We start from the raw sequence: 19,249 nt of genomic DNA, 5'->3' as shown, positions 1-19,249 counted from the left end.
CGGCTTAGGTTTCCAAGCATTGTTGAAAGGTATCTTATTCTGAATACATAGGGATAAGAAGCGAACGCAGGGAACTGAAACATCTAAGTACCTGCAGGAAAGGACATCAACCGAGACTCCGCAAGTAGTGGCGAGCGAACGCGGACCAGGCCAGTGGCAATGAGGAATAAAGTGGAACGATCTGGAAAGTTCGGCCGTAGCGGGTGACAGCCCCGTACACGTAGAACACTCATTGTCCTTGAGTAAGGCGGGACACGTGAAATCCTGTCTGAACATGGGGAGACCACTCTCCAAGCCTAAGTACTCGTGCATGACCGATAGCGAACAAGTACCGTGAGGGAAAGGTGAAAAGCACCCCGACAAGGGGAGTGAAATAGAACCTGAAACCGGATGCCTACAAACAGTCGGAGCCCGCAAGGGTGACGGCGTACCTTTTGTATAATGGGTCAACGACTTAGTGTGGCATGCAAGCTTAAGCCGGTAGGTGGAGGCGTAGCGAAAGCGAGTCTGAACAGGGCGCTTTAGTATGTCGCATTAGACCCGAAACCGAGTGATCTAGCCATGAGCAGGTTGAAGGTTGGGTAACACCAACTGGAGGACCGAACCCGCATCTGTTGCAATAGATTGGGATGACTTGTGGCTAGGGGTGAAAGGCCAATCAAACTCGGAAATAGCTGGTTCTCCGCGAAAACTATTTAGGTAGTGCGTCGACCGAATACCCTCGGGGGTAGAGCACTGGATGGGCTATGGGGACTCACCGTCTTACTGATCCTAACCAAACTCCGAATACCGAGGAGTACTAGTCGGCAGACACACGGCGGGTGCTAACGTCCGTCGTGAAAAGGGCAACAACCCTGACCTCCAGCTAAGGTCCCCAAGTCATGGCTAAGTGGGAAAGGATGTGAGGATCCCAAAACAACCAGGATGTTGGCTTAGAAGCAGCCATCATTTAAAGAAAGCGTAACAGCTCACTGGTCTAAATAAGGGTCTTTGCGCCGAAAATGTAACGGGGCTGAAGCCATGCACCGAAGCTGAGGCTTACGATCTTCCTCGGAAGACGTAGGGGTAGCGGAGCGTTCCGTAAGCCAGTGAAGGGATACCCGTGAGGGGTCCTGGAGGTATCGGAAGTGCGAATGTTGACATGAGTAACGATAAAGAGGGTGAGAGACCCTCTCGCCGAAAGACCAAGGGTTCCTGCTTAAAGTTAATCTGAGCAGGGTTAGCCGGCCCCTAAGACGAGGCGGACACGCGTAGTCGATGGGAACCACGTTAATATTCGTGGGCCTGGTGGTAGTGACGGATTGCTCAACTTGTCCGGACTTATTGGATTGTCCGGGCGGGGACGCGGTTCCAGGAAATAGCTCCACCGTATAGACCGTACCCGAAACCGACACAGGTGGTCAGGTAGAGTATACCAAGGCGCTTGAGAGAACTATGTTGAAGGAACTCGGCAAATTGCACGCGTAACTTCGGAAGAAGCGTGACCCTTTTCTACGCAAGTAGGATGGGGTGGCACAGACCAGGGGGTAGCGACTGTTTATCAAAAACACAGGGCTCTGCGAAGTCGCAAGACGACGTATAGGGTCTGACGCCTGCCCGGTGCTGGAAGGTTAAGAGGAGGGGTGCAAGCTCTGAATCGAAGCCCCAGTAAACGGCGGCCGTAACTATAACGGTCCTAAGGTAGCGAAATTCCTTGTCGGGTAAGTTCCGACCTGCACGAATGGCGTAACGACTTCCCCGCTGTCTCCAACATAGACTCAGTGAAATTGAATTCCCCGTGAAGATGCGGGGTTCCTGCGGTCAGACGGAAAGACCCCGTGCACCTTTACTATAGCTTTACACTGGCATTCGTGTCGGCATGTGTAGGATAGGTGGTAGGCTTTGAAGCGGGGACGCCAGTTCTCGTGGAGCCATCCTTGAAATACCACCCTTATCGTCATGGATGTCTAACCGCGGTCCGTCATCCGGATCCGGGACAGTGTATGGTGGGTAGTTTGACTGGGGCGGTCGCCTCCGAAAGAGTAACGGAGGCGCGCGATGGTGGGCTCAGAGCGGTCGGAAATCGCTCGTCGAGTGCAATGGCATAAGCCCGCCTGACTGCGAGACTGACAAGTCGAGCAGAGACGAAAGTCGGTCATAGTGATCCGGTGGTCCCGCGTGGAAGGGCCATCGCTCAACGGATAAAAGGTACGCCGGGGATAACAGGCTGATGACCCCCAAGAGTCCATATCGACGGGGTTGTTTGGCACCTCGATGTCGGCTCATCGCATCCTGGGGCTGGAGCAGGTCCCAAGGGTTTGGCTGTTCGCCAATTAAAGCGGTACGTGAGCTGGGTTCAGAACGTCGTGAGACAGTTCGGTCCCTATCTGCCGTGGGTGTAGGAATATTGACAGGATCTGTCCCTAGTACGAGAGGACCGGGATGGACATATCTCTGGTGGACCTGTTGTCCTGCCAAGGGCATAGCAGGGTAGCTATATATGGAAGGGATAACCGCTGAAGGCATCTAAGCGGGAAACCCACCTGAAAACGAGTATTCCCTTGAGAACCGTGGAAGACGACCACGTTGATAGGCCGGGTGTGGAAGTGCGGCAACGCATGAAGCTTACCGGTACTAATCGTTCGATTGGCTTGATCGTTCCCATTGCTTATGCTCATCGAAGATGAGCATCGCAACTTTCTTTGTCCTCACGCGCGTAGCGCTGCGGACGGCGCGCGCCACAAGGCGCGACGCGCTCTGCGCTTGCGGCCTCACGGCCGCGGCGACAGACAGAAGACGTGTTCAAAACGAAGCAATCGCTTCACCAGCTTCTCAAATCGGTTCGAGCCTGCAGCGCAGGCTCAATCTTGCGCTTTGCCGACCTGGTGGTTCTGGCGGGGTGGCTGCACCCGTTCCCATTCCGAACACGGCCGTGAAACGCCCCAGCGCCGATGGTACTTCGTCTTAAGACGCGGGAGAGTAGGTCGCTGCCAGGTCTGCAAAACGCAGGATAAACAAACCGATCATCTTCTCTCACAAGCCGGACAAACTCGGCGAGATTTTGCTTCGCAAAACTCGGCGAGATCTTGGCTCGCAAAACTCAGACGAGATTTTGCTTCGCAAAACTCGGATAACGCGGGGTGGAGCAGCCCGGTAGCTCGTCAGGCTCATAACCTGAAGGCCGCAGGTTCAAATCCTGCCCCCGCAACCAAACACACACATACACGCCAAAAGGCCCGCAGCAGCGGGCCTTTTGGCGTTTGGGGCAAACCTAGCGACAGAGCGGGTGCGCCACGAACGTGAGCGTCCGGCGAAGGCATTTTCGCTTGGTCGAGAGGCCGATATTATAGGCCGCGTTTCATCTCGTCGGCCATAACGCGTTCGACCACATCCGGATCGCATTGTTCATCGACGAGAAACTGGCGGATTCCACCATCCCATGTCCGTATGTCGGCGAGGAGATTTTGGAGTTCGTCCACGCCGTTCTCGGTCAGACCCTTTGTGCCGTATTCGGTGCCGTCGCGGACATAAAGCAATTCGCCCTCGCTGATATTATCCGAGTTGGCGGTCACCTCTTCGATCAACTCGAGGTTCTCGCCGATCATCTCAGCGACCTCTTTGAGGGTATAGATGATCCTTGAGCGTGCCATCACGCAGCCTCGCACCGGTCTTTTGCCGGAGTCCACTGCCACGGGAGCAGTTCCTCAAGTCGATCCTTCGGATGGCTCTGGATCCTGGTCAGGACGTCTGCCAGATAGGCCTCTGGATTGTGGCCATGGAGTTTAGCTGTCTCGATGATAGTCAGGATATTGGCCATGCGCTCGCCGCCCTTGTCTGACCCGGCAAAGAGCCAATTTTTTCTTCCAATTCCGAGTGGCCTCATGGCGCGCTCAGCTATGTTGTTATCGATTTCGACACGGCCATCGTCAATGTAGACGCTCAAAGCTGCCCATCGCGAGAGAGCGTATCGCATCGCTTCTGCAAGCTTCTGTTTCTGCGGCAGCGTCGAAAGCGTCGTTTCAATCCAGGCCTTAAGGTCCGCCAGGATGGGTCTGGCGTGTTGCTGGCGCAGTGTTCGCCTCTCGTCAGCCGACATGCCGCGGATACGATCCTCGATATCGTAGAGTGCACCGATGCGCGACAGAGCCTCGTCGGCGATCGGAGATGGCTTGAGCTTGATCACATCATGGAACTTGCGGCGCACATGCGCCATGCAGGCAGCTTCGATGATCTGGTTGCCGTAAAGCTTGCTATAGCCAGCATACCCATCCGCATGCATTACGCCGCTGAAGTGAGCGAGGTGTTCAGCCGGATGCACGCCCTTTCGGTCGGGGCTATAGTAATAGGCGATCGCTCCGGGCGTGGGATCCTGGTAGCCGCTGCCATCGAAGACATAGACCCAGACCCTGCCGGTTTTCGTCTTTCCTCGTCCAGGGTCGAGAACATCGACCGGGGTATCGTCCGTGTGTATTCGGTCGACCGCGGCGATATGGGCTCTGATCAGCGAGATGAGGGGCGAAAGCAGAACGGACACACGGCCAACCCAGTCCGCCATGACAGACCGGGAGATGTCTATTCCCAGGCGGTCGTACATCTCGGAGAGACGGTAGAGCGGGATGTGATCGTCGAACTTGGCGACCATGATATGCGCGAGCAACCCCGGACCGGGCTTGCCTCGCCCGATCGGCAAGGTCGGCATTTCGCCAGACACCGTCGTATCGCAGTCCTTACAGACCATGCGCTTCTCGATATGCCGGACGATCTTCACAGAAGCCGGCACATGCTCCAACACCTGGACCACCTTGTCGGCCGCCTTCAGGAAGGACATGCCACCACAAGTCGGGCAACTGCAGGGCGCTATGTACACCCGCTCTTCAGTTGGAAGGCCATCCGGCAGAGGTCTGCGTTTCGGCTTGTCGGGGGTATCATCCAGATCTGGCAGCAGGCCTTTTCCGGAACGAGCATCAGCTTCGGCGCGAGAGGCTTCGATCTCCTCGAGCATCAGTTCGAATTGCTCAATCTTCCGATCGATCTTTTCCGAAGAAGCGCCGTGCTGCCGATGTCGGAGCAGTTCCAGCTGCGCGCGCAGAAGACCGATGATCGAGTCGCGTTTGATGACTTCGGCTTCTTGCGCGCTGAGTTTCGCCGCCTGTTCAGCGACGAGCGCGCGCAATGCCAATAGCTCGTCATGACTGTCCAGCGGCGGTGCTTTCATGCCCAAAAACATAGCCGATTTGCAGCGAAAGCACTAGCGTTTTGCCCAGGATGTCCCTGTAAAATATAGCTTCTATCCCGTGCGGCCAGGGGCGGAAGTCCACGCTGGTCGGCGCCAGTCAATCCCTTCAACAAGCATCGACAACTGAGCCTGCGTCAGATGCGCAACACCATCTTTCGCCGTCGGCCAAGGAAAGTATCCGCGCTCGAGAATCTTGTAGAATAGGCAGAACCCTTGGCCGTCCCACCATAGAAGCTTGATCCGGTCGGCGCGCTTTCCACGGAACCCGAAGATCGCTCCGGACCCCGGCGCTTCCTTGATCACCGCCTCGACCATTGCAGACAGACCATCGATACCGCGCCGCATATCGGTCACCCCGCAAGCCAAGTAGACCCGCACATTTCCTGTCGGCCCGATCATGCAGCCTCAACACACGCGATCAACGATGACAGCGTCTTGCGTTCAATGTCCGCCGGAACTTTCAAACTGCGACCATTTCGTAGCTGGATCTTGATAAGCACCGGCGCCCCGCCGGCTGCCGGCATCTGCCCGAGGCTTATTTCGTTGACCAGGTGGACCGGAAGGAACGATGCTGACACATCGAAGTGGCTAAGCGTTTTCCGCCATAAACGGATCTGCGCAGGATAAATGTCATGGTGACGAGCGACATCACCAATGCGAACGCCCGGTTGATCGGCTTCAGCCAATATCGCCAGCTTCGCTTCCTTCGACCACCGCCGCCTACGCTCAACGCCGGAAATGATCTCCATGCGAGCCATGCCAACCTCCCAGATCTGATATTAGTGTCAGCACTAATGCTGGTTCTAATGCCAGAACATCGCCTAACTGGCTCGTTCAGCAAAATCCGCTCACCGGACGCTCACCCACGAACAGTGCTGCCTGCAGCGGAATAATATGGCGCCGCTACTCAATGCGTCCGTACCGCAGCGCGCGCGGACTGCAATTTTCCATCTATTTGCCCGGTTGAGAGCCCGGAAGGTTATGGTTAGGTTCGGGGCATGGGGATGCTCAGGGACATCGGCGGACTGCTGGCATTGACAGCGCGCCTTCTTGCACGTTTCTGGCCGCAGCTTCTGCTCGCCGCAACGCTGGGATATATCGCGCGTGTCCTGCTCCTCGAGGCGGCGGTCGGGGTCGGCCTGAAAGTTCCCCTTGGCGGAATGGTAACGCTGTCGCTTGTAGTCCTCGTCAAGCTGCTGGTCGTCATTGCGATGTTCGCGATCCTGCGTCCGGGCCTGCCGGCCCTCGCGGCCTTACGCAGCGCGGCGCCAAGTACTGGCGTGACGAAGACGGAACGGCTGTCGAATCGCCTTCTGGTGATTACCTCCGCAGCCATCTTGCCGTTCTTCGCCTATTACGCCGCGTGGGGATTCCTTGGCGACACGGTGCGCGAGTATTCGCGTCTCGCCCTGGATCGGGTGGCACTGGGAGAACGGTTACAGATTTTCGAGCTCCTGCGCTCGCGCAGCCTGGTCGCGGCGATCCTCGCCTGCTGGCTCGTGCGATGGCTTGCGAAGCGCGCCAACGGGCGCCTGCAGTCGCCGTGGCTGCGTTTCGTGATCGTGGCGGCGGACGCGAGCTGGATCTTCATCGGACTCTATGCGCTGGATAGATGGAAGGACGACTTCATAGGCTGGATCGGCGCGGGCGCGTTTCTCGATATGGTGAAAGCCGGCATCGTCGGATTTTCCATGGAAGCACACGCGGCAGCGGCCGGCACTGCGGTGGAGTTCCAGGAGCCTGGGCTCGCCGCGCAGGCGCAGGAGCTGTTCTTCTACGCCCTTCTGCCGCTCGTCTGGCTTGTCATGGCTGCCATCGTCTATGGCTACGACCTTTCGGCAAAACCCGTCGCCGCTCCCCCGCCGCCTGCTCGCGCCACCACGCTGCGCAAATGGCTGGCCGATTTCGCCGCCCACTTCCTCGGAGGCTACCGGACCCGCTACCGGCCGGTCTGGGCCTGCCTGCGCACGGTGCTCGGCGCCGGCCTCGGGACCTTGCTCGCCTTCGTCGTGCTTTACCGCGCCACCGGCTGGCTCCCGGCCTGGGCGTGGTACGGCGCAACCCGTCATCTCGGGCCGCACGATCTCGAAACCTGGCAGCGGATAGGCGACGTCCTGGCCGTTGTCGTCGGCAGCCCGACCGAACTCGACGGCGGAATCCTTTTCGCTCCGGTGCGGATCGCCCTGCTGGCCGCCATGCTGGAATACGCAGTGTCCCGATCCGGCGAACCCGGCGGCGCGCAGGCTTATGGTAACCGCGCTATTTCAAGAGAATCGTCGGCGAGCCAGTCAGGGCAACTGACAGGGTGAACCCGTCCGCCTGCCGCGGCACGAGAAAGAGTTCAACCACGCGAAGCGGCGCATCGCCGGCCTCGCCGATCGTCAGCGTCGTGCATTGCGGACTGTCGGCAACCTCGGGATCGACCTCGCGTAAAAGTCGGCCGGGCAGCGGCAGCGGGTCCCAGCGGCGGCCAGCGCCATCCGTCAGCGAGAGCGCGCAGGGCAAGGCCTGCTGCAAGACATCCGCTGTCTCAACCGAGAGGTCGATTTCCGCCAGCATGAGGCTGGTATCCGGCAAGGTTCCCGGCAGGCGGCGCAGCGATATGAGCCGCCAGCTGCCGCCGGCGCCTTGCCCGCTTCCGTCGTGCTCGACGGTCACGGGTGGTTCCATGCGCCGTTGCAGCCAGGCGGCGAATTCGCCACGGGACCCGACGAGGACCGCGAGCGGCACGGCGGCGAGCAGCGATACGAGGCTGATCCAGTAGCTCTTTCTCTCCCGTGACGAAGCCCGTGCGCTCATTGATGAAACTCCAGCGACCAGGGCATGATGCGGCCGCCGCGTGCTAGGGTGAGGGACTCGTACCTGTTTTCCGGCGGCACGCTGTCCATGGCTATCTCCACCTGCTCGGACAGGGGAGTTACCGCGGTCTCGGCGACCAGCAGTGTACCGCCCTCGATCTGGTCTTCGGGAAGCTCGAACACCAGCAGCACCGGGCGCGGAATGCCGGGCTCCAGGCGCTCGGAACCCAACAGGCCGAGCGTACTGCCGATGCGCGTGCTCATGGCGAAGCGCAGACCGGAAGGGCCGCGCCACGCAGCCGAGGTCAGCGACACCGATCGGTCCTGCGCCTTCGCCGCCGCTTCGACGACGAGCCATTTTCCGGAGGTGGTGTAGGTGCGCGGCTCGCCGAAATGCGAAGCGACCAGTTGGCGGGCGAGATGCACCTTGGCGACCCCGAAGACGAAGCGTTCGGTCTGCGCCGGCTTTCCCTGCGCGGCGGGCACCGCCACGGGCGACAGGATTTCGCTGTAGGATGGCGTCGAGTGCTGCATGCCGTAGAGCGCCGCCGCCGCCAGGAGCAGGGCGACGATATTTGCGAAGGCCGTCATTGCCTTGCCCTCGCCGCTTCCTGCGTGACAGTCAGGGACACTATCGCCACGGGATCACGGTCGAACCAGTTGGAGGCGCCATAGAGATTGTCGCGTTTCTTGTAGACCTGGCTCCCGATCAGCAGTTTCAACTCACGCGGCGGCATTTCCCCCGCCGGCCATTCCCATACGGCAGTCAACCTCTCCGGCATGCCGGGGTGCAGGCTGGGGCCGAACGCCTTGTCCCGCGTCAGATAGAAGGTGGGGGAGGCAAGTTTCGCCTCCAGGCCGGCAAAGGTGAGCAGTTTCGCCGGCAGGTAGGCGGTCGACGCCGAGCGGTTGCCGGCCTCGAAATCGACAAGCAGGAAAGTTTGCGGCTCGGGCGGCCTCCTGCCGGAAGGTGGGGAACCGCTCACGCGGGCTCCGGCGATCGTCACATGCCATCGCCCGGTATCGACCGTTTCGCCCGGCACGGCGGCGCGCAGGGGTTCGGGATTGGCGGCGCGATAGATCGCCGCTCCGTAGGAGATCGCACTGGCCGCCAGACTGCCGATACTGGCGGCGGCCAGCGCAATGAGCCGCTGCCGGTAGCTCCGTCGTTGCTCGTCCATGGCGACACCCGATTCGCAGCCGTTCACAAATCGACCCAAGTCCGCGGAGAACCTAAAGCAATTTTCGTCAAGGCGCCACGTTCTCGCAATTCGATGGCCGCAGCGCCATATCGGAATTCAAGACGCGCTCAGCAACGATCGGTGGTCGACTCGGTCACCACGACGTCCATCCGGATGTCATGCGCCTGAGGATAAATGGTTCTTATCCTCGACTGTGCGAAACCAACACCCAGCACGCGGCGCGTCGCCGCAATTGTCGCCAGTGTCCGGTCGTAATAGCCCCCGCCATAACCGAGCCGGTAGCACGACGGATCAAAACCCACCACCGGGGCGACGACTATATCGGGGGTGCATGAAACGAGCCTGGCCGGGACGGGTATGTTCCAGATCCCGCGGATGAGTTTGTCGCCCGGTCGCCAGATGCGAAACTCCAGAGGCCTCCCTTTTTCGACCACCACCGGAAGCGCACATTGGCCGCCGTCATCGGCTATTTGCCGCATCAGCGGTCTGAGATCGGGCTCACCGCGAAACGGCCAGTAGACGCTGACCACACGGCCGCGCACATGTCCGATTTCGGCAAGTAGGCGGCTGACGATCTCAGCTTCGCAAGCGGCCCGAAGGTCGGGAGATATGGCCAGGCGTTGGGCGATGAGGCGAGCACGTTCGCTTGTCCGCCACCGCCTGACATCGGCACAGATCGACCGGTCGGAAGACAGGCCCGCATAGGCCGGGTCGAGTTCGTGCATCAAGCAGGGTGGCGACGCAAAGGTCGGCGGAGTATCTTCGTCGATGTCCATTCCCGTTTACCTCCTCGATCGATCTTCGCTCAACAGGCGCCCAATCCAAGTTCAAGCCCCTCCATAAGATCGTCAATATGTTCGAGCCCGATCGAAAGTCTGAGCAGTTCGTCGCGAATACCCGCGCGCTCTCTGGCTTCAGGACCCATGTCGAGATGGGTCATGGTGGCCGGATGAGCCACGAGACTTTCGACCCCTCCGAGCGACTCGGCCAGCGTGAAGCAGCGAATATGTGCCAGGAATCGCCGAACGGCTGGAACGCCCCCTTCGAGTTCGAAGCTCATCATGGCGCCGAAGCCGCGCTGCTGCCGTCTTGCGACTTCGTGGTCTGCGTGATCCGGAAGTCCCGCATAGTGGACGTGGCGGACCGCAGGGTGGGCGTCGAGATACTCTGCGATCGTCATGGCACTGCGTTCTTGGCTGGACATTCGCGCAAACAACGTTCTCAGCCCGCGCAAAGTCAACCAGGCATCGAAAGGTGCCGCGACTGCCCCGGTAACGTTGGCCCAGCGCTTGAGATCATGCGCCTCCTGCGGCTCGGCAGCGATCACCGCACCGGCGATGACGTCCGAATGTCCGTTCAGGAATTTGGTCGCCGAGTGAATGGCGTAATCGGCTCCGAGAGAAAGGGGTTGCTGGAGAGCGGGGGACAGAAACGTGTTGTCGACGGCTACGGCGGAGCCTGCCGCCTTGGCGAGCGTGGACAATCGGGCAATGTCGGTGACGCGCATCAGAGGATTGCTGGGGCTCTCGATGAGGACGAGGGCCGGAGCGTCCGACAATGCGGCCTCGAATCCGCCGAAATCCCTCTGGTCGGTAAGCCGGAATGTGAGGTGCCCCAGATCGGCACGCGCCTTCAGCAGTCGCAATGTGCCGCCATAGCAATCATGCGGTGCCAGCACGAGATCGTTTCGTCTCAAGCGCCCTAGCAGGAGGTCGAGCGCGGCCATGCCGCTCGGCGTGACAACCGCGTCGGCACCTCCCTCGAGCTTCGCAAGTGCTTGCGCCAGCAAGTCACGGGTCGGATTTCCAGAGCGGCCGTAGTCGTAGGCGCGCGGCGTCTCGAAACCGGCGAACTCGTAGGTGCTGGACAAGTATAGCGGCGGCACCACGGAGCCGAATGCCGGGTCGGTCGCGACCCCGTGGGCTGCGGCCGTGGTTTCCGCTCTGTCAGATCTGGATTTTCGCTCGAGCATCGGCAGTAGGTCCCTTGATGGCATCAAATCAGCGTGGCTGGTCGGGATCAGCCGAGGCATGCGGACCAGGATGGCAAGCGTGAAATCTGCTGACAAACGAATTGAATTGCTGGTTAACCGCAAATATTCTGCACTTATTTTATGAGGCGTGCCGCCGGCAGGCAGGGCCGACGCGGCGACGCCATTTGCGCGGGGCGAAGATGGACATCAGCATTGCGCGTACGTTCCTCGAGGTGGTCAAGACGGGAAGCTTCGTGAATGCCGCTGCCAATCTGAACATCTCCCAGACGGCAGTGAGTGCGCGAATTCGCGTACTCGAGGAACAACTCGATCGGCCGATGTTCGTTCGGAACAAGGCCGGTGCCAGGCTGACCCCCGCCGGAGAGCAGTTTTTCCGTTTTGCAACGAGCCTAGTGCAAGTATGGGAGGCGGCGCGAACCACGGTCGCTTTGCCCCCGGGACGCGAGGCCATGGTGACGATCGGTGCTGAGCTCAGCCTGTGGAATCCGCTGTTGAAGCATTGGCTTTTGTGGATGCGCCGCGAATGCGCCAGCGTCGCCATTCGAACGACGATAGACAGATCGGAGCGGCTAATGGAACTCGTGCAGGACGGTTCACTTGACGCGGCGGTCCTTTATGGAGCGCCAAATCGTCCAGGCACGCTTACGGAGCTGCTTTTCGAAGAAAAGCTCGTTCTCGTTCGCACTACAGCTTTGTCGCAGCCGCCCGGACCGGAAGACCTCGTTGGCATCGATTGGGGAGAGGATTTTGCCGGCAGCTATAGGGCGGCCTTTCCGGGCGGCCGGAATCCGGTGGTAGCGATCAGTTATGGGCCGCTTGCTCTCGATTACATTCTGGAAGTCGGCGGATCCGGATATTTTCGGCAGGGCTTCGTTCGGCCCTATCTTGTGGACGGCCGCCTCGAGCTCGTTCCCAACAGTCCGGAATTTGCCTACCCCGCTTATCTCGTTTCTTCCGCAAAGGCGGATCGGTCTATGCTGGATCGCATTCGGGCAGGATTGAGGGCCGCCGCATCCAGTGCCGGCGTCTGAAGGGGGCGGAGAACTCGCGTTGCATCAAGTCACCTTCACCGATAGTTGCGGGCGAACAGCCGAAAGGATATCGCGATGAGATCAATCAATATTTCCGAGAAGCTGGCTCTGTTTTCGAGCCATTGGGACCCGCACGTCGTGTCCGATTACAACGACAACGATGTCATGGTCGTCAAATTTAAGGGGGAATACCCATTTCACAAGCATGAGACCACGGACGATTTCTTCTACGTCCTCGAGGGCGAAATGATCATGGATATCGAAGGAAAACCCTCTCAGGTGGTCAAAGCTGGCGAGCTGTTTGTGGTTCCGAAAGGCGTTGTACACCGTCCCCGAGCAGAGACAGAGGTCAAGGTTCTTCTCATAGAGCCAAAGGGGGAACCCAATTCGGGTGACTCGGACCGGGAACCCGCGCCGAAACCACGCATCTAGCGCGCCCGGATGACCTGGTTCTGCATATAATATTCTTTGGCCGGGGCTTCAGATGCCCTGCCCGTTGCCCTGCATTATTTCGGACAGACCATTATGCGAGAGACTTTTGGCCAAAGTCGCGAGCAGGTCGGTCTGGGATATGATGCCCACGACCTTGCCGTCGTCGTCAAGAATGACGACGGCGTGTGTCGCCCCGTCCGTGAGGCGGGGAAGCAGGCCGATCGCCGGGTCGGATGGCCTGGCGGTAGCCGCCGCGCTTATCGGCAATTTGCTGCCGGGCTCTTTGCCGGCGAGCTCCCGCAGGCCCACCGTACCCTGAAGCTTCTCGTTTTCGTCAAGCACGGGAAGTGTACGAATGTCGTGCTTCAACAACAGGTATCGAGCATGGTCAGGGGTTGTGTCGCCGGGCACGGTTACGACGTCGCGGGACATGATGTCGGCACAGGTCAACTCTCCCCTCTGCCGGATGAGGGCCTGCAGTTCGACTTCCCTCAAGAGGGCATCGATGTCTTCGCGGCTGACATCGAGTGTTTCATTCAACCGCGCTATTGCCGAGTCTATGTCCTCGGAATTGAAGCCGACACGAAGCGCAGGTGGAGGATCCGCCGTCGCATGTGTATTCACCGGCGCAACTCCGGGTCGATGAGGATATTGGCGGCGGGCCAGCCGATGAAACACCATGCCCAATCCGACGAGGATCAAGGAGTTGATCGCAACGGGTATGAACGGGAACCAGAAACCCGAGCGTGCGACCGCGGCTCCACCGATTACGGCGGTCAGCGCGGCGGCGCCTCCTGGCGGGTGAAGCGATCGCGTCAGCGACATCGCAAGAATCGCCAGAGCGACTGCGAGGCCGATGGCAAGCATCTGGTCCGCCACGATATAGGTCACGGAGACGCCGATCAGGGCGGAAATCGTGTTCCCGCCGATGATCGACCAAGGCTGCGCAAGCGGACTGGCCGGCACGGCGAAGAGCAAAACCGCGGAGGCACCGATGGGCGCGACGATCAGCGGCAGTTGGGGGTCGTCCCCGAAAACGAACCCGCAGACCAGGCCGGTGACACAAATCCCGATCAACGCCCCGATACAGCCGATCAAGCGCTCTTTGAGCGTTGCACCCGCCAGAATTGGCGAGAACAGCTTGAATCTCGGCAAACGGCCGGACTTTCGATCGTGTGGCGGAGGGGGGACAATCATTTGCGGGCGTCGGATGCAGTTGCTTATTTTTCGAAGCTTATGTGCCTATAAAAAGGGCGAGGCAATAGCACGGACGGATTTCTGTGTGGTTCCCGCGACATTTCGGAAATCGGCCGGTGTGAGCGGGCGCGATGACGCGGACAGAGGAGAAGTGCCTCGGCGTAGCGATCGCCGTGGCATCGCGTGCTAATCGTTCGTTGCTGTAGTCCATTCCTGCCGGGGCTGGAAGTTGGCATGAAAACTGCTTCCGTAACACGACCACAGTCGGGTACGGGTGCAACTTGGATTTCTTCGCCTTCTCCTCCTCCGTGCTGATTTGGCTCGCTTTAGGCTTGAGCGGTCCCGCGTTTCTCGCGGCTTTTCGCGCTGACCCCTATAACTGGCAATCCGCCGCCGAGACGACTGTCGGAGCCGCGGTTTTCGTCGGAGCGTTGGGTCTGTACCTCTCTGCCGGAAGCGTTCTTGCTGCAGCGGTCGCCTCTCTCGCGGCCCTTGCAATCGCCCCTCTGTTTCGCGTGAAGAGGCAGCGGTTGCCGATGCTGGCCGTTTCGATTCTCTGCCTGGGCATCTATCTGTAGAGCTTTCCGTCCCAAGGTCGTTGCGACGTTTAGCGATGATCGGAAGTCGTATTTGGAAAATTGCGACGACGCCTGCAGCGACCCCACGGCTGTCAGCCGGATATCAGCTTCGAGAGCCGTTCGGACACCTTCAGGCCGGATGCTCTGTGAGCTGCGATCACACTGTTGGCCATCAACATGGCGATGGTCATCGGTCCGACGCCGCCCGGAACCGGCGTAATAGCGGATGCGAATGGTGCGCACTCCGCGAAAGCCACGTCGCCGACCAGCCTCGTCCTGTTCTCCCCCTTCTCAGGTGCAGGAACACGGTTGATCCCGACATCGATGACGGTGGCGCCCGTCTTCAACCAGCTCGCCTTGACCATTTCGGGCCGGCCGACCGCGGCGATCACGATATCGGCGTTGCGGCAGATCGAGGCCAGATCGCTGGTGCGGGAATGGGCGATCGTCACCGTCGCATTGGCATTCAGCAGCAGCTGTGCCATCGGTTTGCCGAACAGATTGGAACGACCGATGACCAGCGCATTCAGGCCGGAAAGGTCGCGGCCGTGCACGCGGCGCACAAAGACCATCGCGCCTGCCGGGGTGCAGGAGATCAGGCCGCTCTCCAGGTCGCCGGTTGCGAGCTTTCCGGCATTGGCAACATGCAGGCCGTCGACGTCCTTTTCGGGCCGGATCGACTGAATGATGGCATCTGCGTCCAGGTGCTCCGGCAAAGGCAGCTGCACGAGAATTCCATGGATGCCGTCATCAGCGTTCAGTTGATGCACCAGGCCCGCAAGCTCCTGCTGTGTCGTTTCCTTCGGCAGCGTGTGCTGGACCGAAAAGAAGCCGCACTCCTTGGCCATGCGGCTTTTTGCGCCGACATAGGCATGACTTGCGGGATCGTCGCCGACGATAATGACGGCAAGTCCGGTTTTCCTGCCTGTCTGCTCCTGCAGCTCGGCATTTGCGTCTTTTATCGCGCCGTTGATGGAAGCCGCTACGGCCTTGCCGTCGATGATCGTCGTCATGTTCGCTCTCCGACAGTGGGGTTCAGCCGAATTCCAGGCCCATTCGGGCAAGATCGTCCCAGAGACTTTCGGCAAAGCCGCGCAGCACGATGATCTCGAAGGTTTCCGCTCCGACGCGGGTGACATGGGCTGCGATATGGCCGACCAGTGTCACCGCGGATTGACCGATCGGGAATGCGGACGGGTCAAGGTCGAGCGCTGTGCCTTTCGAAAGCGCGCGATGCGCCATCTTTCCCTCGATCCGGATGCGCACGCGGCCGTGGCTCTGATCGACACCGGTGGCGCGCGGTTCGAGGGCGGCAAAGAGGCTCTTCATTTCCTGATGCGGGATAGGTGCGTCGCTGATGATGAACCACTGGTCGGGCGAAACCGGGCGCAAAGCGTGCGGAGCCGCATCGGTGAACCTGCCGAGAAAGGGCACGATGTCCTCCTGACCCGGCCGGGCGAGAACATGGATGATCGTGCCTTCCGGCAGTGGCGAGAGCCTGAAATCGGCGGAAGCGACCGCCTGCCGGCTGCCGAGCGCCGGGCGAAGGGTTGGACGGAATTCAGACATGGAGCCTCTCGTTCTGAGGGTCGAAGAAAACCGGATTGCAAAGACGCGCAGGCGTGGATTCTCCGTGAAGGCCACTCCAGACCAGCACCTCTTCGCCGTGACGGTTGCGGCCGTTCCTGACCAGTGCCAGCGCGATGGTGGATCCGACATGCGGCGAATAGGCGCTCGAGGTGACATAGCCCTCGTCGTTTTCGAGCGTGGCTGCCGCCCCCTTGGCGAGAATGTGCGAGCCGCTGCGGAACGACTGTTGCGGATCGAGCGGCACGACGCCCACCAGCTGCGGCCGGTCGGGCGCGGTCAGCCCCTCCCGCTGAAGCATCGCCTTGCCGACGAAATCCGGTTTGCCGGCCGAAACCATTTTCCCGAAGCCCAGATCGGCCGGCACGACGGTGCCGTTGATCTCGTTGTGCGTCACATGGCCCTTCTCGATGCGCAGAACGCTGAGCGTCTCGACGCCGTAAGGCATGATGCCGTGAACCTTCCCCGCCTCCAGGAGGGCATCGGCGATGCTCTCGCCATAGCCGGCCGGGACCGCAAGTTCGTAGGCGAGCTCGCCGGAGAAGGAAATCCGAAAGAGGCAGCCGTGAAGGGCGCCTCCGAACAGCGAAACCTCCTTCGCCGCAAGAAACGGGAACGCCGCGTCGGATATATCCTCATCGACGATCTTCTGCAGGATCATGCGTGCCTTCGGACCGGCAATCGCCATTTGCGCCCACTGGTCGGTGATGGAGGCGAGACGCACGTCCAGTTGCGGCCAGAGCACCTGCGCACAGAATTCGAGGTGGTTCATGACGCCGGCCGCATAGGCGGTGGTCGTCGTCATGAAAAAGCGGTTCTCCTCGAGGCGGCTGGTCGTGCCGTCGTCGTAGATGAAGCCGTCCTCGCGCAGCATAAGCCCGTAACGCGCCTTTCCGACGGGCAGTTTGAGGAAGGCGTTGCAGTATACGCGATTGAGAAATTCGGCGGCGTCGCTTCCTGTTATGTCGATCTTGCCGAGCATCGAGACGTCGCAGAGTCCGGCATTCTTCCGTACGTTCAGCACCTCTCGCTCGACGCTCTCCCGCCACGTCCGTTCACCGCTCAGCGGAAACCAGGAGGATCGATACCAGAGACCCGTCTCAACGAAGACGGCACCGTGTTTCTTTGCCCAATCATGGAGCGGCGACTTGCGGACCGGCTGGAAATGATGGCCCGTATGCGCGCCGGTCAGCGCACCGAAGGATATCGGGGTGTAGAAAGGGCGGAACGTCGTCGTCCCGACCTCGGCGGGCGAGACGCCGCGTGCCTTGGCGATCAACCCGATCGCATTGACGTTCGAAAGCTTGCCCTGGTCCGTCGCCATGCCGCTGGTGGTGTAGCGCTTGGCAAGCTCGACATGGCTGTAGCCTTCGCGGACGGCCAGGCCGATATCCTTGAGATGCACGTCGTTCTGGAAATCGACGAAGGCTTTGTCCTTGATACCGGGGATCGACCAGAGCGGGGCAGGGGAATGTATCCCTTCCTCGCTCTCGACCTTCACAACGGCGACCGGGGAGCAGGGCAGACCGAGCTCCCTGACGATGGCTTCAGCGCGGGCGGCGCCTTCGCCGAGGCAGGCAGCGAGGCCCGTCGTCGCTGCTGCACCGCCGGCAACCTCGAGCCCCTTCAAGCTCCCGGGCGCGAGAAATGCCGCCTTTTCCGCCGACCAGACGGGCTTGCCGCCCCGGTGGCAGGCAAGATGGATGATCGGGTCGAAGCCGCCCGCCATGGCGAGCGCATCGACCGCGATCGTTTCGGTCCGACCGCCGTGATGGACTTCGATCGCCGAGATCGCCTTGCCGCCCTTGGTGCCGCAAACCACCGCTTCCCGGACAAGGCGTGCTTTGCCGCGATAGTCGACGCCGGCCGCCGGGCGGCTGTCGACGATGGCGACGACGTCGACGCCCGCGGCCTCGAGCTCCTGCGCGAGCGTATAGCCGGTGTCATTGGTGGTGAAGATGGCGGGCGTCCGGCCCGGGGCGACGCCGTAGCGGTTGAGATAGGCGCGCATCGCGCCTGCCATCATCACGCCCGGACGATCGTTGCCGCCGAAGACGAGCGGGCGCTCTTCGGCGCCGGCCGCAAGCAGGGCCTTTCCGGCAACGATCCGCCACAGCCTCTCGACCGGCAGATGGCTGGCGGGCTCGCGCACATGCTTCTGCACGCGCTCGACCGCGCCGAAGACGTTGCCGTCATACCAGCCGAAGGCGGTCGTCCGCATCATGACCCGGACATTCGGCATCGACCGCAGTTCGTCGCTCGTGTCGCGGGCGAAATCAGCCGCCGCCTTGCCGTCGATCGTCGCCGTATCGGACAGGAGCGAGCCGCCAGGCAGCGAGCCCTCGTCGACGAGAATGACCCGTGCGCCGGCGCGGCCGGCGGTGAGTGCCGCGGCAAGTCCCGTCGGACCGGCGCCGACGACCAGCAGGTCGCAATGCGCCCAGCTCTTCTCATAGGCGTCGGGATCCGCTTCGTAGCTTGCCTTGCCGAGTCCGGCGGCCCTGCGGATGACCGGTTCGTAGAGCTTCTCCCAGAGCGGCGCCGGCCACATGAACGTCTTGTAGTAGAAGCCGGCGCCGAGGAAAGGTGACAGCAGACCGTTCAGCGCACCGATATCGAAGTCGAGCGAGGGCCAGCGGTTCTGGCTCCGCGCCTCGAGACCCTCGTAGAGCTCCTGCATGGTGGCGCGCGTGTTCGGCTCGGCGCGGCCGCCGCGGCCCACGGTGACCAGCGCGTTCGGTTCGGCGGCCCCCGCCGTCAGAATCCCGCGGGGCCGGTGATATTTGAAGCTGCGGCCGACGAGCATCCGACCGTTCGCAAGCAGTGCCGAGGCGAGCGTGTCGCCTTCCAGGCCCTGCATGGGGCGGCCGTCGAAGGTAAAGGAGAGCGGGGCGTTGCGGTCGACAAGACCGCGTTTCGGCAGACGGTAGGAGCTCATTTGCGCGCCTCCGATCGAGCGCGGCCGGCCGCATCGCAGCACGCTGCAATCTCATGCGTCACGGTGTCCCGGGCAACGACGAGCCAGCGGCGGCACCCGGACGTGTGGTGCCAGTACTCCTCGTAGGCGCCGCGCGGGTTGTCGCGCAGGTAGACGTAGTCGAACCAATCGGTCGAATCCGCGTCGGCCTCCGGTCGCGACAGGGCCGCGCCCTTGATCGTGAATTCTTCCTTGGGTCTTTGCCCGCAATTCGGGCAGGGCACGAGGCTTGCCATTTC

At 61.0% G+C, this 19,249-nt stretch carries 18 protein-coding genes, 1 tRNA gene and 2 rRNA genes (1 of these 21 only partly in view); 7 read left to right on the top strand and 14 right to left on the bottom strand.

Going from position 1 to position 19,249, the window contains the following annotated elements:
• From M1D34_RS15295 to M1D34_RS15285, 3 genes are all read left to right on the top strand, one after another.
• Positions 1–2,638, top strand: a 23S ribosomal RNA gene (locus tag M1D34_RS15295); it begins 168 nt to the left of the window's first position.
• A gap of 222 nt (positions 2,639–2,860) precedes the next feature.
• A 5S ribosomal RNA gene (gene rrf / locus M1D34_RS15290) occupies positions 2,861–2,975 on the top strand.
• Positions 2,976–3,113: 138 nt separating this feature from the next.
• Positions 3,114–3,190: transfer RNA gene (locus M1D34_RS15285), tRNA-Met, on the top strand.
• A gap of 133 nt (positions 3,191–3,323) precedes the next feature.
• On the opposite strand, the gene M1D34_RS15280 is transcribed toward M1D34_RS15285, so the two are convergent.
• The 4 genes from M1D34_RS15280 to M1D34_RS15265 form a co-directional block, all read right to left on the bottom strand.
• Positions 3,324–3,629 carry a hypothetical protein gene (locus M1D34_RS15280; protein WP_498779751.1) on the bottom strand — a complete coding sequence of 102 codons (306 nt, stop codon included), beginning with the start codon at positions 3,627–3,629 and terminating at the stop codon, positions 3,324–3,326.
• Positions 3,629–5,194 (bottom strand): IS66 family transposase, encoded by a 1,566-nt coding sequence (gene tnpC / locus M1D34_RS15275; protein ID WP_498779749.1) that lies wholly within the window; start codon positions 5,192–5,194, stop codon positions 3,629–3,631. The genes M1D34_RS15280 and tnpC overlap by 1 nt, the downstream gene beginning before the upstream one ends.
• 72 nt (positions 5,195–5,266) lie before the next feature.
• On the bottom strand, positions 5,267–5,614 hold the full coding sequence (tnpB, locus tag M1D34_RS15270; protein ID WP_018240454.1) for an IS66 family insertion sequence element accessory protein TnpB: 348 nt from the start codon (positions 5,612–5,614) through the stop codon (positions 5,267–5,269).
• Complete coding sequence (locus tag M1D34_RS15265) at positions 5,611–5,973, bottom strand: transposase (protein WP_498779747.1); 363 nt, start codon at positions 5,971–5,973, stop codon at positions 5,611–5,613. The genes tnpB and M1D34_RS15265 overlap by 4 nt, the downstream gene beginning before the upstream one ends.
• Positions 5,974–6,213: 240 nt before the next feature.
• On the opposite strand from M1D34_RS15265, the gene M1D34_RS15260 reads away from it, so the two are divergent.
• Positions 6,214–7,524, top strand: a complete 1,311-nt coding sequence (locus M1D34_RS15260; RefSeq protein WP_498779745.1) for a hypothetical protein — start codon at positions 6,214–6,216, stop codon at positions 7,522–7,524.
• Here the strand turns inward: M1D34_RS15260 and M1D34_RS15255 are convergent.
• From M1D34_RS15255 to metB, 5 genes are all read right to left on the bottom strand, one after another.
• Complete coding sequence (locus M1D34_RS15255; RefSeq protein WP_498779744.1) at positions 7,475–8,014, bottom strand: hypothetical protein; 540 nt, start codon at positions 8,012–8,014, stop codon at positions 7,475–7,477. The genes M1D34_RS15260 and M1D34_RS15255 overlap by 50 nt on opposite strands.
• Positions 8,011–8,604 carry a hypothetical protein gene (locus M1D34_RS15250; RefSeq protein ID WP_003536304.1) on the bottom strand — a complete coding sequence of 198 codons (594 nt, stop codon included), beginning with the start codon at positions 8,602–8,604 and terminating at the stop codon, positions 8,011–8,013. The genes M1D34_RS15255 and M1D34_RS15250 overlap by 4 nt, the downstream gene beginning before the upstream one ends.
• A complete protein-coding gene (locus tag M1D34_RS15245; protein WP_498779742.1) occupies positions 8,601–9,233 on the bottom strand; it encodes a hypothetical protein in 633 nt (210 codons plus the stop codon). Before M1D34_RS15245 ends, M1D34_RS15250 begins: the two co-directional genes overlap by 4 nt.
• 89 nt (positions 9,234–9,322) lie before the next feature.
• Positions 9,323–9,991, bottom strand: coding sequence for a 5-formyltetrahydrofolate cyclo-ligase (locus M1D34_RS15240; protein WP_498779740.1), 669 nt, complete (start codon positions 9,989–9,991; stop codon positions 9,323–9,325).
• 29 nt (positions 9,992–10,020) lie between these two features.
• Positions 10,021–11,187 (bottom strand): cystathionine gamma-synthase, encoded by a 1,167-nt coding sequence (gene metB / locus M1D34_RS15235; RefSeq protein ID WP_498779739.1) that lies wholly within the window; start codon positions 11,185–11,187, stop codon positions 10,021–10,023.
• A 200-nt stretch (positions 11,188–11,387) separates the two neighbouring features.
• Here metB and M1D34_RS15230 point away from each other — a divergent pair, with 200 nt between their 5' ends.
• Entirely contained in the window at positions 11,388–12,239 is an 852-nt protein-coding gene (locus M1D34_RS15230) for a LysR family transcriptional regulator (protein WP_010968338.1), read from the top strand.
• A gap of 75 nt (positions 12,240–12,314) precedes the next feature.
• The gene (locus tag M1D34_RS15225; protein WP_010968339.1) at positions 12,315–12,671 is read left to right on the top strand and encodes a cupin domain-containing protein; all 357 of its coding nucleotides are present in this window, start codon (positions 12,315–12,317) and stop codon (positions 12,669–12,671) included.
• 48 nt (positions 12,672–12,719) lie between these two features.
• Here the strand turns inward: M1D34_RS15225 and M1D34_RS15220 are convergent, their stop codons facing one another.
• Positions 12,720–13,868: a CBS domain-containing protein gene (locus tag M1D34_RS15220; protein ID WP_010968340.1), complete on the bottom strand. Its 1,149-nt coding sequence runs from the start codon at positions 13,866–13,868 to the stop codon at positions 12,720–12,722.
• 281 nt (positions 13,869–14,149) lie between these two features.
• Between M1D34_RS15220 and M1D34_RS15215 the strand changes: the two genes are divergently transcribed.
• Positions 14,150–14,446, top strand: coding sequence for a hypothetical protein (locus tag M1D34_RS15215; protein WP_498779736.1), 297 nt, complete (start codon positions 14,150–14,152; stop codon positions 14,444–14,446).
• Between the two features lie 92 nt (positions 14,447–14,538).
• On the opposite strand, the gene folD is transcribed toward M1D34_RS15215, so the two are convergent.
• Genes folD through M1D34_RS15195 form a run of 4 tightly spaced genes read right to left on the bottom strand, consistent with a single transcriptional unit; the run spans position 14,539 to position 19,246 of the window.
• Positions 14,539–15,459: a bifunctional methylenetetrahydrofolate dehydrogenase/methenyltetrahydrofolate cyclohydrolase FolD gene (folD, locus tag M1D34_RS15210; protein WP_153313507.1), complete on the bottom strand. Its 921-nt coding sequence runs from the start codon at positions 15,457–15,459 to the stop codon at positions 14,539–14,541.
• Positions 15,460–15,481: 22 nt separating this feature from the next.
• The gene (locus M1D34_RS15205; protein ID WP_027991015.1) at positions 15,482–16,015 is read right to left on the bottom strand and encodes a sarcosine oxidase subunit gamma family protein; all 534 of its coding nucleotides are present in this window, start codon (positions 16,013–16,015) and stop codon (positions 15,482–15,484) included.
• Complete coding sequence (locus M1D34_RS15200) at positions 16,008–18,971, bottom strand: sarcosine oxidase subunit alpha (RefSeq protein ID WP_498779734.1); 2,964 nt, start codon at positions 18,969–18,971, stop codon at positions 16,008–16,010. Before M1D34_RS15200 ends, M1D34_RS15205 begins: the two co-directional genes overlap by 8 nt.
• Positions 18,968–19,246 carry a sarcosine oxidase subunit delta gene (locus M1D34_RS15195; RefSeq protein ID WP_498779732.1) on the bottom strand — a complete coding sequence of 93 codons (279 nt, stop codon included), beginning with the start codon at positions 19,244–19,246 and terminating at the stop codon, positions 18,968–18,970. Before M1D34_RS15195 ends, M1D34_RS15200 begins: the two co-directional genes overlap by 4 nt.
• Positions 19,247–19,249 lie beyond the last annotated feature (3 nt).

The organism is Ensifer sp. D2-11 (genome assembly GCF_054161295.1).
The sequence above is the reverse complement of the archived record's forward strand: the minus strand, read 5'-3'. Positions and strand labels throughout refer to the sequence as shown.